The sequence below is a fragment of the Planococcus sp. 107-1 genome (assembly GCF_021513255.1).
Taxonomy (GTDB): domain Bacteria; phylum Bacillota; class Bacilli; order Bacillales_A; family Planococcaceae; genus Planococcus.
The window spans coordinates 2,427,710-2,443,586 of record NZ_CP090977.1 but is presented as its reverse complement, the minus strand read 5'-3'; the positions used below and the strand labels follow the sequence as shown (position 1 = coordinate 2,443,586).

The 15,877-nt window shown below is 40.7% G+C and carries 16 protein-coding genes; 14 read left to right on the top strand and 2 right to left on the bottom strand.

Annotation, left to right across the window (positions count from 1 at the left end):
• Positions 1-25 precede the first annotated feature (25 nt).
• Positions 26-790: an NRDE family protein gene (locus L0M13_RS12795; protein ID WP_235196865.1), complete on the bottom strand. Its 765-nt coding sequence runs from the start codon at positions 788-790 to the stop codon at positions 26-28.
• Between the two features lie 254 nt (positions 791-1,044).
• On the opposite strand from L0M13_RS12795, the gene L0M13_RS12790 reads away from it, so the two are divergent.
• The 11 genes from L0M13_RS12790 (at position 1,045) to pdxA (ending at position 11,576) form a co-directional block, all read left to right on the top strand.
• Positions 1,045-3,072 carry a bifunctional diguanylate cyclase/phosphodiesterase gene (locus L0M13_RS12790; RefSeq protein ID WP_235196864.1) on the top strand — a complete coding sequence of 676 codons (2,028 nt, stop codon included), beginning with the start codon at positions 1,045-1,047 and terminating at the stop codon, positions 3,070-3,072.
• A 21-nt stretch (positions 3,073-3,093) separates the two neighbouring features.
• On the top strand, positions 3,094-3,510 hold the full coding sequence (locus tag L0M13_RS12785) for a PAS domain-containing protein (RefSeq protein ID WP_235196863.1): 417 nt from the start codon (positions 3,094-3,096) through the stop codon (positions 3,508-3,510).
• On the top strand, positions 3,426-4,748 hold the full coding sequence (locus L0M13_RS12780) for a sensor domain-containing protein (RefSeq protein WP_235196862.1): 1,323 nt from the start codon (positions 3,426-3,428) through the stop codon (positions 4,746-4,748). The genes L0M13_RS12785 and L0M13_RS12780 overlap by 85 nt, the downstream gene beginning before the upstream one ends.
• A gap of 185 nt (positions 4,749-4,933) precedes the next feature.
• Positions 4,934-5,764: a DUF3100 domain-containing protein gene (locus L0M13_RS12775; RefSeq protein WP_235196861.1), complete on the top strand. Its 831-nt coding sequence runs from the start codon at positions 4,934-4,936 to the stop codon at positions 5,762-5,764.
• Positions 5,757-6,209 (top strand): hypothetical protein, encoded by a 453-nt coding sequence (locus L0M13_RS12770; protein ID WP_235196860.1) that lies wholly within the window; start codon positions 5,757-5,759, stop codon positions 6,207-6,209. The genes L0M13_RS12775 and L0M13_RS12770 overlap by 8 nt, the downstream gene beginning before the upstream one ends.
• A 196-nt stretch (positions 6,210-6,405) precedes the next feature.
• Positions 6,406-6,708 carry a PrpR N-terminal domain-containing protein gene (locus L0M13_RS12765; protein ID WP_235196859.1) on the top strand — a complete coding sequence of 101 codons (303 nt, stop codon included), beginning with the start codon at positions 6,406-6,408 and terminating at the stop codon, positions 6,706-6,708.
• 38 nt (positions 6,709-6,746) lie between these two features.
• Positions 6,747-8,114 (top strand): PrpR N-terminal domain-containing protein, encoded by a 1,368-nt coding sequence (locus L0M13_RS12760; protein ID WP_235196858.1) that lies wholly within the window; start codon positions 6,747-6,749, stop codon positions 8,112-8,114.
• A 172-nt stretch (positions 8,115-8,286) separates the two neighbouring features.
• On the top strand, positions 8,287-9,279 hold the full coding sequence (locus L0M13_RS12755; protein WP_235196856.1) for a 2-keto-3-deoxygluconate permease: 993 nt from the start codon (positions 8,287-8,289) through the stop codon (positions 9,277-9,279).
• A gap of 14 nt (positions 9,280-9,293) precedes the next feature.
• Positions 9,294-10,088 (top strand): four-carbon acid sugar kinase family protein, encoded by a 795-nt coding sequence (locus tag L0M13_RS12750; RefSeq protein WP_235196855.1) that lies wholly within the window; start codon positions 9,294-9,296, stop codon positions 10,086-10,088.
• A complete protein-coding gene (locus L0M13_RS12745; RefSeq protein WP_235196854.1) occupies positions 10,025-10,591 on the top strand; it encodes a nucleotide-binding domain containing protein in 567 nt (188 codons plus the stop codon). Before L0M13_RS12750 ends, L0M13_RS12745 begins: the two co-directional genes overlap by 64 nt.
• Positions 10,578-11,576 carry a 4-hydroxythreonine-4-phosphate dehydrogenase PdxA gene (gene pdxA / locus L0M13_RS12740; RefSeq protein ID WP_235196853.1) on the top strand — a complete coding sequence of 333 codons (999 nt, stop codon included), beginning with the start codon at positions 10,578-10,580 and terminating at the stop codon, positions 11,574-11,576. Before L0M13_RS12745 ends, pdxA begins: the two co-directional genes overlap by 14 nt.
• 100 nt (positions 11,577-11,676) lie before the next feature.
• On the opposite strand, the gene L0M13_RS12735 is transcribed toward pdxA, so the two are convergent.
• Complete coding sequence (locus tag L0M13_RS12735) at positions 11,677-12,600, bottom strand: LCP family glycopolymer transferase (protein ID WP_235196852.1); 924 nt, start codon at positions 12,598-12,600, stop codon at positions 11,677-11,679.
• A gap of 297 nt (positions 12,601-12,897) precedes the next feature.
• Here L0M13_RS12735 and L0M13_RS12730 point away from each other — a divergent pair, with 297 nt between their 5' ends.
• The 3 genes from L0M13_RS12730 to L0M13_RS12720 all read left to right on the top strand — a co-directional run bounded on the left by L0M13_RS12730 (position 12,898) and on the right by L0M13_RS12720 (position 15,762).
• Positions 12,898-13,596 (top strand): response regulator transcription factor, encoded by a 699-nt coding sequence (locus L0M13_RS12730; protein WP_235196851.1) that lies wholly within the window; start codon positions 12,898-12,900, stop codon positions 13,594-13,596.
• 98 nt (positions 13,597-13,694) lie between these two features.
• A complete protein-coding gene (locus L0M13_RS12725) occupies positions 13,695-14,387 on the top strand; it encodes a CpsD/CapB family tyrosine-protein kinase (RefSeq protein ID WP_235196850.1) in 693 nt (230 codons plus the stop codon).
• 16 nt (positions 14,388-14,403) lie between these two features.
• Entirely contained in the window at positions 14,404-15,762 is a 1,359-nt protein-coding gene (locus tag L0M13_RS12720) for a phenylacetate--CoA ligase family protein (protein ID WP_235196849.1), read from the top strand.
• Positions 15,763-15,877 lie beyond the last annotated feature (115 nt).

The window sequence follows — 15,877 nt, the reverse complement described above, 5'->3', positions numbered from 1 at the left end:
ATTTGGGACAACTCCTTTTTAAATGCTAGAGATTACTGATCTTGAAATTGAAAACTTGTTCTTCTTTCAATACCCCGTCCTTATAGACGCGTTCTGCAAAGGTAAGGTTATTTTCCACATCCACAGCCACGATGGTTGAAGAGCGGGTTCCGTAGTCAGCGGTTTTAATGAACATCGGTGAGAGCATTTTTTCGAATTCCAAGCCAACGCCTGTATTGGGCAAATCTGTTTCGTCAGCTTGTTCTGCATCCGCCAACAGTTCAAAAATCAGGCCTAAATCAAGCTCTTCGTGTTCTGAGAGATACCGGTCCAATTGATTTTTGCCTTTAATTACTTTCGGCCAGGGAGTATTTAAAAAGTGATTGCTTAGTCCGTGTACGCCGTTATGGATCGCAGAAAGCCTTTTATCGATATTGTTGTAGTAGAAGAGTTCATCCGCTGTGCCAGCAATTAAGTTAAATCCCGTATAGTCTTCGGCAGCTAAAGAATGGATAAAAACTTCGGGCGCTTCGTCAGTTGCTAAAAAATCCCGGACAAGGGCACCTCGTGATAATTTTCCCGCTTCTGGCATAGAAGGATCCCGGAAATTAGTGAGGGCTGCAATTCTACCCGTTTTTGTGACGCCAAGCCACGTGCCCATCTGCAAGAGATCACGGCCAGCCAAAATGTCTGGTTCATCGTTCCAATAATGCGCTTTTTCTGTTGGCCGTTTATAAAACTCATCGCGGTTAGCGGCAATGACCAGTTTGTAGCGCTGGTGAGCATGAAAACTAAAATTGATTAAGCACATCGCCTTCACTCCTTTTGTATTCATTATATAGAAGGAAATAAAATGAAAACAGAAAAGAAGTTTGAAAAATGTGAGATTAAAATGGAAGTAATTGATTAGTGAAAAGTTTTTGGGGAATAGATAAGTAGAAATGTATAAGAAATTTTATTTATTATAGGAAAAATAATCCAATAAATTATTTAAAATTAGTATATAATAACTATTAATAAAGTATATATTTGATTTTTCAAGATGTGTGAAGGCGGTGTTAAAAGATGGAGAACGATAAAAAAACCTTAAGGGAATTGACTGAACCTAACAAAGAACTCGTTCTCATTCTTGACGAAACTGGATCGATTATTCGAAATATCGAAGGATGGAATGAGTTTGGGAAAGAACATGGATTAATCGAGAAATACTGGAAGACTAACGGAAACTTTTTTTCCTTTATCGAGGACTTTGGGAAAGGCGACGAATTAAAGACGCTGCAAAAAGTCATAGATAAAGAACTAAAGGAATATTTAGATATGATACCGGTCATATTAAAAGACAATTCACTGCAATGGTTCTCGATCAAAGCGCGTCCGATGAAAACCTTGAATGAAAATTCAAAGGGAACGGTTATTTCACTGAGGCTGGTAAACCTTCATAGCATCCAGGCCATCACCGCAGAAAATGTGCTCGAAAATATGGCAGAAGGTTTCGCGCTATTGGATGAGAATTACAAAATCCATTACCTGAATGCATATGGCGAAGAAGTATTAAAATGCCCTCGTGAAGAAAATGTCGGAATGAACTGGTGGAATTTATTTCCTGAAGCTGTCGGTTCGAAATTCCAGAAGGAGTTTGACAAAGTGATCCATCAAGGAGCCACTGTTCATTTTGAAGAATATTATGCACCGCTAACGACTTGGTTCCGTCTGAACGCCTATCCATTGGCAAGTGGAGGAATAGCTTTATATTTTCAGAATATCAATGAACGAAAAATAAATGAAGAAAAGCTTTGGGAATATGCATATACCGATTTCTTGACCGGTTTGCCGAATCGCAGAGCAATGTCCGAACTGGCGAATTCCTTAATCCACAGCAGAACAAAGTTCACATTGTTTTTTGTCAATCTCGATAATTTAAAAATTGTGAACGCCATGCATAATTTCAATTCTGGCGATAAAGTTCTTGTTTCTGTTGCTGCGAAATTAAAAGAATTGGCCGATCCGAATTGCAAAGTTGGACGGTTAGACGGGGATGAATTTATAGTGGTTCGCCAGCCGCAAGGCAAAGAGAAACTTGAGGATTTCGCGGAGAAACTGAAAGAGATTTTCATGCATCCTTTTCTGCTGGAAAACCAACAATCCGTCAATATCACAGCCAGTATCGGAATTGCCTGTTTTCCTTATGATTCAAAAAATCTAGGTGAAGTGCTTTCCTTCGCTGAAACGGCGATGTTCGAAGCCAAAAAAACAAAAGAAACAAGTTTCCGATTTTATCGGAAAGAAATGAATTCAGAACGGGAAAGAAAACTTATAATTGAAAAAGGGCTGCTCGAAAATTTGAATGGCCTTGGCTATTATTTCACGCTTCAGCCTCAAATTGATGGAGTTACCGGAAGTATTACGGGGGTTGAAATTCTCTCCAGATGGAATCATCCGGAATTAGGTGAACTGTCGCCTTTGGAATTTATCCAAGTCGCTGAACAGTCTTCGACGATTGTCGCATTGACAACGCATCTATTAAACGAAGTTTTTACCCAATTGAAGGATTGGCAATTGCGTTTTGGGTGGAACTTAAAGACAGCGATTAACATGACGCCGTCATTACTCGCCAATCCGGAATTCTTCAAAGAATTCTTTGCATTGATTGACCGCTACGAAATAAAACCGGAACTGATTGAAATTGAAATTACAGAACAGGCTGAATTGACCTACTCCGACTGTACCTTGGAAAACTTGCAGCTTTGCAAATCAAAAGGCATTTCCATCGCCATAGATGATTTTGGTACAGGTTTTTCGATGATCGCTTATTTGACTCAATTTCCAATCAATAAAATAAAACTCGATAAATTTTTTGTTCAAAAAATAGGAGAAGACAAAAAGTCGGAAGCGGTGCTAACATCACTTATTCATTTAGCCAAAAGCATTGAATGCGAATTGCTCGCTGAAGGCGTGGAACGGGTTGAGGAAGTGGCTTTTTTAAAGAAACACGATTGCATCCATTTTCAAGGTTATTACTTTGATAAACCTTTAACAGTAGAGAATTTTGAAGAGAAGTATCTGCGCAAGCAGTATCAATTTGCGATTGAATGAAGATTAGGGAGGAACAAGGCTGTGGGGGCAACTGAGGAGCTTTTGATCGAACGGGTATTAATGGATAGTACACAAGAGATGGTGTTCATCGTAAAAGTGGATGGCTGCGGGAATTTCTTTTATGAATTTTTTAATCAAGAAGCGATAAAACAAATTGGATTCGATGCAAGTGCCATTGGAAAGAATATGCGTGAAGTGCACTCTTCTGAAATGGGGGAATACTTGGAAAGCCATTATCAACAAGTAGTCGAAAGTGGAGAAAAAATGGAATTCGAAGATGCGTATAAATTGAGTTCCGGTGAAATTCACTTTTACCAAATTGCCTTGACGCCACTTTTAAATGATCAACAGGAATGCACGCATATCTCTGCATTTGTAAAAGACGTGACAAAAGAAAAAAAGCAGAACAGAAAGCCAGTGAAACATGGAGGCATTTAGAAGAAAGCCGTTCAAGATACAGCTCACTTTATGAAAATAATACGGATGCTGTGTTTACTCTCGATTTGGAAGGCCGGATCTTGGAAGGGAACCAAACGGCGTCGAAACTGACTGGATTCATTATCGATGAATTGAAAGAAAACCGTTTTCTGGATTATGTAGCAGCAGATGATCCTGAAAGATTCCGGCTTTACTTGGAACAAGCGCTGTCGACGCCGTTAGAAGATAGCCGCATCCGATTTTTAACAAGCGCCGGCAATGAGGTGAATTGTTTGCTCAAACTCGTCCCAATTATTGTCGGCGGCAATAGAGTAGGGATATATGCCATTTTGAAAGATATGACTGAGCTCGACAAAATGGCCGGAAAGTTTGCTGAAAGTGAAAATCTCTTTCAAATTATCGCGGAAAATGCGCACGATGTTATCGTGTTATTGAATAATAGTGGTCAATTTATGTATATCTCCCCTTCGTGTTTAAATGTGTACGGATCGACTAGAGAAGAAATCGAAGCCCAAGCCCTTCTTTCGCTTATCCATCCAGAAGACAATGAAGAGTTAGACAGAAAACTTACAGAATCGATTTTAACCGGCAAGCTCTGTAAAATGCAATTGCGTGTCCAACATAAGACAAGAGGCTGGGTTTGGTCTGAGCTCTTGGGTACGCCAGTATTCGATAAAGATGGGGAGTTTATTCATAAAGTCTTGATCTTGCGCGATATTTCGAAGCAAAAAGAGTATGAATCCAAACTTGAATTTTTCGCTTACCACGATTCTTTGACCGGATTGCCAAACCGCAGGATGCTCAAAGAAGCCATGTTTAGAAAAATTGAGCAAAATGAAGAATTTGCCGTAATGATATTAGACATCGATGATTTTAAAGTAATTAATGACGAATGGGGCCATGAAGTTGGGGACCAGGTCATCCAGGAATTTGCGCAAAGGTTAACCCGAAACATTGGGGAAGGTGACTTAGCAGCAAGGCTCGGTGGAGATGAGTTTGTCATTCTTTATAAAGGCCCGATTTCTCCTGAAGAGGTTATGGAAAAAGCGGGGCTTATTCGCCAATCTATGGAATTATCCTGGAATGCATGGGACACTGATTTAAAGATTACGACGAGTATTGGAATTCACATTGCTTCTGCAGAGGCTTTCAATCCTTCTGATGTCCTGAAAAATGCAGATCATGCATTATACGAAGCGAAAAACTCCGGAAAAAATAATTTTCAGCTAAACCGTTAAAAGCATAAGCTTTTAGCGGTTTTTTATTTCCGTAATAGCTTTATAATAAGAAAAAAAGATTTGAATAAAAATAAATAAAATAGAATAAAAATTAAAATTCAGTATAAATTGTCTGAAAAAACAGTTAGACTAGTGGAAGGTGGTTTTTTAAAAACCGCGATTACATAGAGAAGGCAGGCGGGAATATGGAGAAAAAAGATCTGTTGACTGTGCTTAAAGACTGGCGGCTGCACGGCGTTGTCTTTATATTAGTATGCATTACGGAAGCTATCGGGCAGTTCAGCATCAGTTTAGGGCCAGGCGTCATTTTGCTATTGCCTATGCTGTATGCATTTTTCATCGGACTAGGGTTGTATTTTACACCCATGATCAATGAAAAGAATTCCAAGAATGCGGAACCGCTGATTGTATTAGGGGTTACGTTGCTGATTGCTAAAATCGGGTTTACGATTGGACCGCAGATTGAAGCGATAATCGCGGCAGGGCCGGCTCTTTTACTTCAGGAACTTGGGAATTTAGGGACGATCTTTTTAGCCTTGCCGTTAGCAGTGTGGCTTGGATTCAAAAGGGAAGCTGTGGGGATGACCCATTCCATAGCACGTGAGCCGAACGTAGGGCTCATTGTCAATAAATTCGGTTTTGAGTCGCCCGAGGGACGCGGTGTTATGGCCATCTATATTTTCGGCACCGTTTTTGGTGCAGCTTTTTTAGGTTTAATATCTGGTTTATTAGCTACAGCTACACCGCTTCATCCTTTATCTTTTGCGATGGCATCCGGTGTAGGAAGCGGGAGTATGATGGCTGCTGCTAGTGGTTCGTTGATCGCTGCATTTCCGGAGATGGAAGATCAAATTGTCGCCTTTGCCGGTGCAAGCAATCTTCTTTCGTTATCTACCGGACTATATGTAAGTATCTTTATCGGCTTGCCGCTGACTGAGAAGCTGTATGAAATCATGACAAGAAGAAAAGATAAAAAAGACCGCTTAAAAGAAGAGGGGGGCAAGCCGAATGCTTAAAACAATTACTGAATGGATACTCGTTTTGGTTGTGTTCGGATTTTCGGCTCTTTTCGGCAACTGGCTTGGTTATGGCGTCCTGCCATGGGAAGCGGTGCCAGGTATGCTTTTGCTTGTAGCTGTCAGCGTGATTGGCTTGGTGCTTGAAAAAATTATCCCTGTAAATATCCCGGCAGTCGGCTATATCGGGTTGATAGCAATCGCCATATCTTTACCTATGTTTCCGGGATCGGCATTATTCGTTGAATGGACCGAGAAAATAAGCATCTTAGCACTAGCAACGCCTATTCTGGCGTACGCTGGAATATCCATCGGTTCAAACTGGGCAGATTTTAAAAAGCTCGGATTCCGAAGTGTAATCGTCGCTTTTGCTGTCTTCCTTGGAACCTTTTTAGGATCTGCATTAATTGCAGAGGTAATTTTAAGATGGCAAGGAATAATTTGACAGAAAATTTTTAGAAATAACCACAATTATACCTTGAATCCCCTAAAACGATTTGATACACTAACTTTATGTTATGTGTGCCTTACCTTGTGCCATCCTGTTTTTAGCAGGATGGCTTTTTCTATTCGTTTTTTATTGCTGGTTTTCAACAGCTTGATATAATGGCAAAAGAGTTCTTAAAATGGAGGCTGCCGCAATGAGAAAAATCAGATTAGGATTTATTTCGCCATATGTGGCGATGGTTCCGCTAATTGAGGAATTAAATAAGGGCAACGATGATTTTGATATCATTGTGCAAGTCGGGAATCTGGAAGCGGGTGTCAATTATGCGCTGGCCATGGAAAAGCAAGGAATCGATATTTTAATTAGCCGTGGCGGTACAGCGAACTTAGTTCGCGAAGCTGTATCTGTACCAGTTATTGATGTCCACATATCGGGTTATGATTTATTGCGTTCAATTATGCTCGCCAACGGCTACTCAGACGAAAAAAAGCTTTAGTCGGTTTTTCGAATATTACTTTAGGGGCAGCTTCTATCGTGAGTCTATTGGATATTGAAATGGAAGTTGTAACGCTTAAAGAAGCGACAGAAGTAGAAGCGGTCTTGCTAAAATTAAAAGAAGAGGGCTACAGGAGTGTTCTTGGAGATGTGGTAACCGTTGAAGCGGCTGGAAAGCTAGGAATGAATGGCTTACTGCTCCAATCGGGGAAAGAATCGATATTGGAATCTTTTCAAGAAGCGAAAAGAATATTTAAGTCGCAAAAAGATAGCCAACAATTACTCCGAGTGATGCGCAACCTTTTGAAGATAAAAAAACAGGATATAGTGATTCTCTCAAAAGATGGACGGGTTCTATTTGAGAATTGGGTTTCATTTAGCGAATCGCCTCTCTCTTCGGCTGCTCTACAGGAAATTCATCAACAAGTTCTAGAGAAAGAAAAGACTATTGTTAAAATGGCTGATAAAAATGGAGTGTTAGTTGAAATACAAGCAGATCGAATGAAAGACCGCGATGGCGATGTGTTTATCTACGCTTTAAAACATCCTGAAAATTATAAAGCGGTTATTCCAGGGATGCATTTGGAGCATATTTCATTACTTCCTTCTCTCGTAACCGAGAGTCCAGTGATGAAAGGCATAAAAAAACTGATTGAAGAGCCTGCCATGGCCAAAGAAGCCCTGTTGCTAGAAGGGGAAATAGGAACTGGAAAAAAAGAAATTGTGCGGTACCTCCATCATTTCCATCAAAAAAGCGGAGCGATTATCCATCTTTCGTTGGAAGAATTTGAAACTTTCCCCCCACGTTTTGACATAGAGGAAGCATCCACACTGTTGATAGAGTTGAAAAGCAAAACTACCGATGATCAGATAGTTTCTGTGCGTTCTGCAGTTTCATGGGCGCAGGGAAAAAACGTTCAGGTTATATTTGCTGGTACAAAAATCAGCAATGAATTCTTAATGGAAACAGGAATATCCGATGCGATGCGGATTATTTTACCTTCCTTAGCTGAAAGAAAAGAAGACGTCCCTTTTTTGGTTCGCCAATTTCTATTGGAATTCCATCAAAGCTTGGGTACACAAGCGATAAAAGTCCGTGAAGATGCAATGGATCAACTCAAGCAAACCGAATGGCCAGGAAATTTGATGGATTTAAAAATGTATGTGAAAAAATTAGCCTTAGTCGAGAAAGATTATGTTATCGAAAAAACGACTTTGCTAAGTATCCCTTTTCATTCCGCGTGTTCTTCAAAAGAACCGAAAATTTCCTATGGAAACCAGAGCTTAAAAGAAATTGAACAGCAAATTATTGAACAGGTTCTTAAAGAAGAAGACTTCAATCAAACTAAAACTGCTCAACGTTTAGGAATAAACCGGGCAACTTTATGGCGCAAACTCAATAAATGAGTTTGTGTTTTTTTATCTAAAGTGTTGCATTTTTAAACTATTTTATGAAATAAGAAAGATATTATATAAATACTGTTGCTTTATTATACAATTCTTTTTATAGTTACAAATGAAAGCGATTACTCATGAAAAATTCGCATAGTTTTATATTTATAGAAAAGAGGGGTATAGGATGAAGATTAAAGCGACACTTGAACGTATTCCAGGGGGTATGATGGTTGTTCCATTGTTGTTGGCGGCTATAATCAACACATTGGCACCAGATTTATTACGTATTGGCGGTTTCACGCAGGCTCTTTTTGTTGATAGCGCAAATGCATTGATTGCACTTTTCTTGCTTTGTACAGGTGCACAAATAAATGTTAAAACGTTTGGCGTTTCGTTGGCAAAAGGAGCCACATTGCTGACAACTAAATGGGTGGTCGGCGCAATTTTTGGGTTGATTGCCTATATGCTGGCTGGTGATAATGGATTGTGGCTAGGTATTGCACCAATTGCAGTCATTGCTGCAATGACGAATAGCAATGGCGGTCTTTTCGTTGCTTTAGTTGGCCAATATGGAAACAAAGAGGATCGGGCTGCCTATTCATTACTAGCATTGAATGACGGGCCATTCTTAACGATGGTAGCATTGACAATCTTTGGCGCTATGGGCTTTGTAGATGGCCTATTTTCTCCGATTTCTTTTATCGCTGTATTATTGCCGATTGTGATTGGGATGATCATCGGAAATTTGGATGAAGATATGCGTTCTTTCTTAGATCAGGGCAGTTCTATGCTAATTCCGTTCTTTGCTTTCGCTTTGGGGATGGGCATTAACTTTAAAGCGATTATTGAAGGGGGACTTGGAGGAATTGCACTCGGTTTAATGACGGTATTTATAACGGGTACTGCAGGTTATTTTGTATTTAAAGCATTAAAATGGAATCCGATTGTCGGGGCAGCGGAAGGATCGACAGCCGGAAATGCTGTAGCAACACCTGCCGCCATTGCAGCAGCAAGCACCGGGTTTGCTTCAGTTGTGGATATTGCCACTGTACAAGTAGCGGCATCGACTGTAACAACAGCGATTCTATTGCCGCTTTATGTTGCATTTTTAGTGAAGAGACTCGAAAAAAAAGGCTATTTGTTTGATAATGGAGATTTGATAAAAAAAGAAGTTTAAAGGAGTGGCGGAATTTGGCAACTCAGATTGGCATCATTGCAGATGATTTTACAGGAGCTAATGATTCGGGGGTTAGGCTCGCTCAAAAAGGACTTAAATCCCGAGTCGTCTTGGCAAATGTTGAAAACGAAATTGCTAGGCCGAATAACGAGATTGATGTCTGGATTGTAGATACGAATAGCCGGGCAATGGAAGAGAACGAGGCTTATGAAACGGTTGTAAAAGAGATTAACCAGCTTAAAGCCCGTGGAGTCAGCCAGTTTTATAAAAAAGTGGATTCGACTCTAAGAGGATCTGTTTCTGCAGAACTCAAAGCCATGCAAGATGCCGCGGAAGTGGATGTCATACTTATTGCACCCGCCTTTCCTAGCATGGGAAGAACGGTGGAAAATGGTATTTTATATGTAAACGGCGTACCTGTAGCCGATACAGAGTTTGGACGAGACCCTAAAACGCCAGTTCGGCATAGTTACATTCCCGATTTAGTAGCTCGTGAAAACGTTGATATTGCTGTGTTGAAAACAGAACAGCTGCATGGAGATCATCCTGAGAAATGGGTGCTTGATCAAGTAGCGAAAGGTGTTCAATGGATCGTTTGTGATGTTAAGGAAGAAGCTGATTTCGCTTTACTGGCAAATATTGAAAAAAACCTAAATTTGAACCTGGGCTGGGCTGGATCAGCTGGTATGATTAATCATCTATACGGAGAGTTTGGAGATGAAAGCCAATTCACCGCGTTCTTGAGGTGCCAATCGAAAAAGTTCTTGTTATATCGGGGAGCTTATCCGCTCAAACTCGAGAGCAAATAGAAATTTTAAAAAAGCGATCGCGCACTAAAATGATCGAGATAGATCCAATCATGCTGCTTGAAAATTCTCAAGAGCCAGTTGCCATGCTTGAATCATTGAAACGTGAAGATGGGTGGGACAGTGCAGTTATTTACGTTGGCGCTTACCAACAGAATCGCGATAAAGTAAAAGAGTGGGCAACCATCCATGGCCATTCTGCAAATCAAACGGCTAAAGGAATTTCAAAAGGATTGGGCCATCTTGTACAAGAAGCTATGGGTTTGTCAGCATTTAATGCTCTCGTAATGACGGGCGGAGACACTGCCAAAGACATTTGCAATGTATTGGGGATTTACGATCTGGAATTGCGTTTTGAAGTAGAGGCTGGATTACCTCTTGGCCGGGTGAGCAGAAATGGAAAAGAACTGATTGTCGTTACAAAAGCGGGAGGGTTCGGAGTTGCCGAATCATTATCGAACACAGTGAATTATCTGAAGGGAGCAGGATTAGATGCAGACAACTAAACCGGTTATAGGCATTACGATGGGGGATGCAGCTGGAGTAGGGCCAGAAATTATCTTGAAGAGTTTCGAGCATGACATCGTATTCGAAACAAGCCATTCATTCGTTATTGGAGATGCCGACATTTTAGAACGTGCTAAACAATATACAGGCAGTACTAAAATCATAAACCGCATATCGCATCCTTCTGAAGCTAAATTTGAAAAAGATACGATTGATTGCTTAGACTTAAAGTTATTGCCAATTGATCTGCCAATTGGAGAAGTATCAGCCGCAGCGGGAGATGCGGCATTTCAATATTTGTCAAAAGCTATCAACTTAGCAAATGACAAGGAAATTGACGCAATATGTACAGCTCCGCTAAATAAAGAAGCATTGCAAAAAGGCGGTCATCGCTATCCTGGCCATACGGAAATTTTAGCAGAATTGACCGGAACGAAAGACTATTCGATGATGCTTTCTGCGCCAAATTTAAAAGTAATTCATGTGACTACTCATGTAGGCATTGTTGATGCGATTAAAATGATAAATCCGGAACGTGTGCTTCATGTTATTCAATTGGCTCATGAAACGTTGACGAAAGCAGGAATTGAAAACCCGAAAATTGCAGTCTGTGGAATTAATCCACATGCAGGGGAAAATGGATTATTCGGTTATGGCGAAGAGGAAGAGAAGGTGATACCGGCAGTAGAAAAAGCAATAGCCCAAGGCATCAACGTTCAAGGGCCATTGCCGGCTGACACTTTGTTTTTCCGCACGGTGCGAGGCGATTTTGATATAGTGGTTGCGATGTACCATGACCAGGGGCATGCGCCTGTCAAAGTTCTCGGTTTGGAAGCAGGAGTGAATATTACTGTAGGTTTGCCGATTATCCGTACAAGTGTTGATCACGGCACAGCTTTTGATATTGCTGGCACTGGAATTGCCGATGAAAAGAGTTTAGTAGAAGCTCTGCGACAAGCGGTGGAGCTTGCTCCGAAAAAGTAACCAAGGTGATCTTATAACAAATGGCAAGGTTGAATAAAGCTAACCCACAATAAACCAATTATAAGCAAGGCTCTGCGAACAGCAGAAGCCTTGCTTATTTTTATTCCATCTCTAGATGTTCTTTTAAAAGATTTTGTACTTCCGTAAGTTCTCCGTCATCCATTCGGTAATACCAAATGCCATTCATTATTTCTCCGCTGCCTCTTTCAAAATTGAGCTGTTCAATGGAGTTGATGGCTGAACGGTAATTGCTTTGAACATCCATCATCTCTGAAAAGCTCATATTGGTTTTAACGTTGTCTCCTAGAGCATCCATGATTTTGGAATAATTGAAAAGGGTATTGGCGGAAGCGGTTTTTGCTAAAACACTTTTCAAAACTTGCTTTTGGCGATTCTGCCTTCCAAAATCACCATCAGGATCTTCTTTTCTCATTCGAACAAAGTCTAAGGCATCTTCGCCGCTCAGTAAAATTTCACCTTCGCTAAATCCATCGAAAGCAAATTCATTGTTGACGGTGATTCCGTCAAGAGCATCAATAATGTCTTTAAAACCTTCCATATTGATTTGCATCACATAGTCGATGGGAATATCCAATAACTGTTCTACCGTTTCCAAAGACATTTCGGCACCACCGAAAGCGAATGCATGATTAATTTTATCGTATCTGCCCATATCCGCTATTTCGGTATAAGTGTCTCTTGGAATACTGACCATTTTAATCGACTGGGCAGAGGGGTTAACCGTAAGAACCACAATCGTGTCCGATCTCCCTTTATCATTTTCCCGCTCATCAACCCCCAGCAGCAAGATGGACAGCGGTTCTTTCTCTTCTAATACAATCTTTTCAGGCCGCTTAGCTGATACTTGGCGGGTTAAAGGTTCGTGAATTTCGTCTAAGGTACTTGTAGCTTTTGGAAACAAAGCCATCAGGCCAAGGGATATTACAAGGACGAAAGAAGCGAGAGCAATCAAAAGCCACTTTGTGTATCTTTTCTTTTTAGGCTTTACAGGATAATTAGCCATTTGCATTCTCCTTTTAGGAAATTTCTAAGAAAAGGAATGAGAGACATTTGAACCACTAAGGTTCTTTTTTATAGGGTAAACCGATTTCTTAATTAGGTCAATAGTTTTATTTGAATTTTCCGAAAAATTAATATACTTTTTTAATGATAAAAATGGTATGATTTTTGTACGAATAAACCTACACTCGGTCCATAAAATGGAATATTGGTGATTCTATAATTTCTGAATATTTTATTAATTAAACTAGAATGATTTAGATATTACCGGTCTGGCGGATTTCGGATAGGAGGAAAAGGGATGATAAGCGCGACAGTCATGGTAATCCAAGAGGAAAAGTGGGTACGGGAGTTGATCCATACGTTTTTAAAGGAGAAAGGATATAAAGTCATAGAGGTAAACGAAGGTTCTGAAGTCATTGAACTTCTTAAAATAAGAGAACCGGATTTGATTTTATTGGATGCGGAAATGCCAGGCATCAATAGCTTGGAAGTCTGTGCAAAAATTCGTTCCCGTTCAAGGCTGCCTATCCTTTTCATCAGTTATCGGAAAGAGTTGTCTTTCAAAATTCAAAGCCTAGATGCAGGCGGAGATGATTTCATTACAAAGCCTTTTGATTTCAACGAGCTGGAAGCAAGAATCCGAGCTGTTTTAAGAAGAACGGGATGGACGCAGGAAACGGTCGATTTAACAGTACTTCGTTACGGGGATTTACATATTCATGCAGATGCAAGGCAAGTGTATATAGGTGGCAACCCTATTCACTTAAATCACAAAGAGTTTCAGCTGCTCTTATTGCTGGCCCAACAACCGAATCGGGTTTGGACAGCTGAACAGCTATATAACCAAATATGGGGCTATTATTCCGCTGGCGAACTTCAAACGGTAAAGGTCCATATTAGCAACCTGAGAAGAAAAGTCGAAAAAGATCCTGCTAATCCAATTTATATCCGCACCATTCGAGGGTTCGGCTATAAATTCGCCCATAACATGAATTGAAGCTTCAATGACATTCAAGCAAACGATGTTTGCCAAGAGGAACTGCTCGTTTAAGAAAGGCGAGCGGAAATCTTGCAGTACGGAGGAGTTGGCACCCGATGGGGATTCAAAAGAAAACGAAGCGGGCAAGCGGGAGTAAGCCGATTGAAATACCAAAAACGAATTCGCTTGCTGCTGAGCAATATAGAAGCATACGCACAAACTTGAATTTTACGATGCCGCATTCGAATGTAAGAACCATTCTATTCACTTCCGCTGAGAATGGGGAAGGGAAGACCACAACTGCTTTGAATATAGCCATTGTCTACGCAGAATCGGGCAAAAAAGTTCTATTGGTGGATGGGAATATGCGCAGGCCCTCAGTCCATCATTTTTTCGGTATTGCAAGCCGCAATGGTTTTTCGAGCTTGCTTCTGAAAAAAGGCGAACTTCTGGATACGGTTAAGCGAACTGGCATTGTCGGCTTGGAAGTACTTCCATGTGGCCATGTCCCGTCCAATCCTGCAGAACTTTTAGGAACTGCCGCTTTGGAACAATTAATGACGGAAATGAAAAAATATTACGATGTCATCATTTTCGATTCGCCGTCTATTTTGACCATTGCAGATTCGAAGATTTTAGCCAACAAATGCGATGGCACCGTTTTGGTAGTGAGCAGCGGGAAAACCGATAAAAAAAGAATCGTGAAAGCAAAAGAGGCATTAATCTCCTCAAAAGCCACTATTTTAGGTGTTATCTTAAACAATCATGAATTGGAGAATAACCAATATTATGAGGACTACCATCAGTAGCAAAGGAGGAAGTGCATTGCAAAATTTCTTATCGATTATCTATAATCATTTGCCGATATACTTCCAAAATCTTTATATAAGCGTTGAAAACAAAAAGGTGAAAGAAGAGCGATATGGGGATACTTATGCGGCCTTGATGCGCGAACTTATGTCCAAAACAAATGTTGAACGTGGAGAAGAAGCCCGGTGGAATGAATTTCGCAGACTGCTGGAGCATTCAATCGGGCAGAGCCCATTCTATCGGAAGATTTATCAAGGGATTGAGTTAAAGGCGATTCAGGGAATCGGTGATTTGCCGAAACTTCCCTTACTGGACAGAGAAGCCATTCAACAGCATATTCATCAGATGCATGCAGTAGAGGGCGCGGCTGCTGCCGTTGCCCACGAAATTGACCGAGAAGGGGTTCCGCTGAAGTTTCTGCTCACAAAAGAAGATATTCAAAAGCGCAATGCGTTTATGGATTTTTACAAACAGCAGGATGGTGGAGCCTCCAGGGCAATGAAACAAGCGATTTTTACTTCCAGAAAGATTGTTCCAAAAGCTCAGCAAAAGAAAGCCTATTGGCGGGATAACCGTCCGGAAAATATTCGGTTATATTCGAACTATCATTGCACACAAGAGAATGCCGAATTGTATATACGAAACCTGAATGAATTTCAACCTGCCTTTATCACTGGAACTTCTCCGATCTTATATAAGCTTGCCATTTTTTTGAACGAAACAAAGGAGAAACTGGCATTCTCGCCGCAAGCAATCTTTCTGCAAGGTGGGTTGATGGAACCGGCTCAGCAAATAGAAATCGAAAAAGCTTTTACCTGTCCCGTGCGCACTTATTTTGTCCCTTCTTACGAATTTCCGATCATGTCCGAATGCTCAACAGGAAAGTTTCACATCCACCCAAGAGCCGGTATCATTGAATTGGCTGAAGACGGGGAAATGATTGTCACCAATTTTATGAGCTACGGAACGCCGATCATCCGTTGTAAAACTGGGGTATATGCTGAGCTGAATAATGGGGCTGCAAATTGTACATGTGGATCGTCTCAGCCCATCATTGAATGCCGCAAAGAATCCGATTCAAGCTGTTTAACCATAGCGGATAATATAAAAGTGCAATTGCCTCAGTTGGATGAAACCGACATTGCGTTTTCCGAAAGTGTAAAGAAAATGCAATTTGTCCAGCATAAAAAGGAAGAGATTGAAGTGTTTGTGGAAGCCGGGGAAACCTATACAAATGAACTCTCCAAAACGATTCATCAAAACTTGCAGTCTGCATTCAGCCAGGATATGAAATTTAATATCCGGGTGGTTGAAGAAATGCCTAAAAATATGGACGAAGATTTTCAGCTCATCATTAATAAACTGGCTAATTAAAGTATGATTTCAAAGGTGGGACAGGAAGAAATTCCTGTTCTTTTTTCATGGTGTGCTTCAGAAGCCTGTTCGTTCCCCGAAATGCTTTGGAAATGTTACGATAGAAAAAGACTAG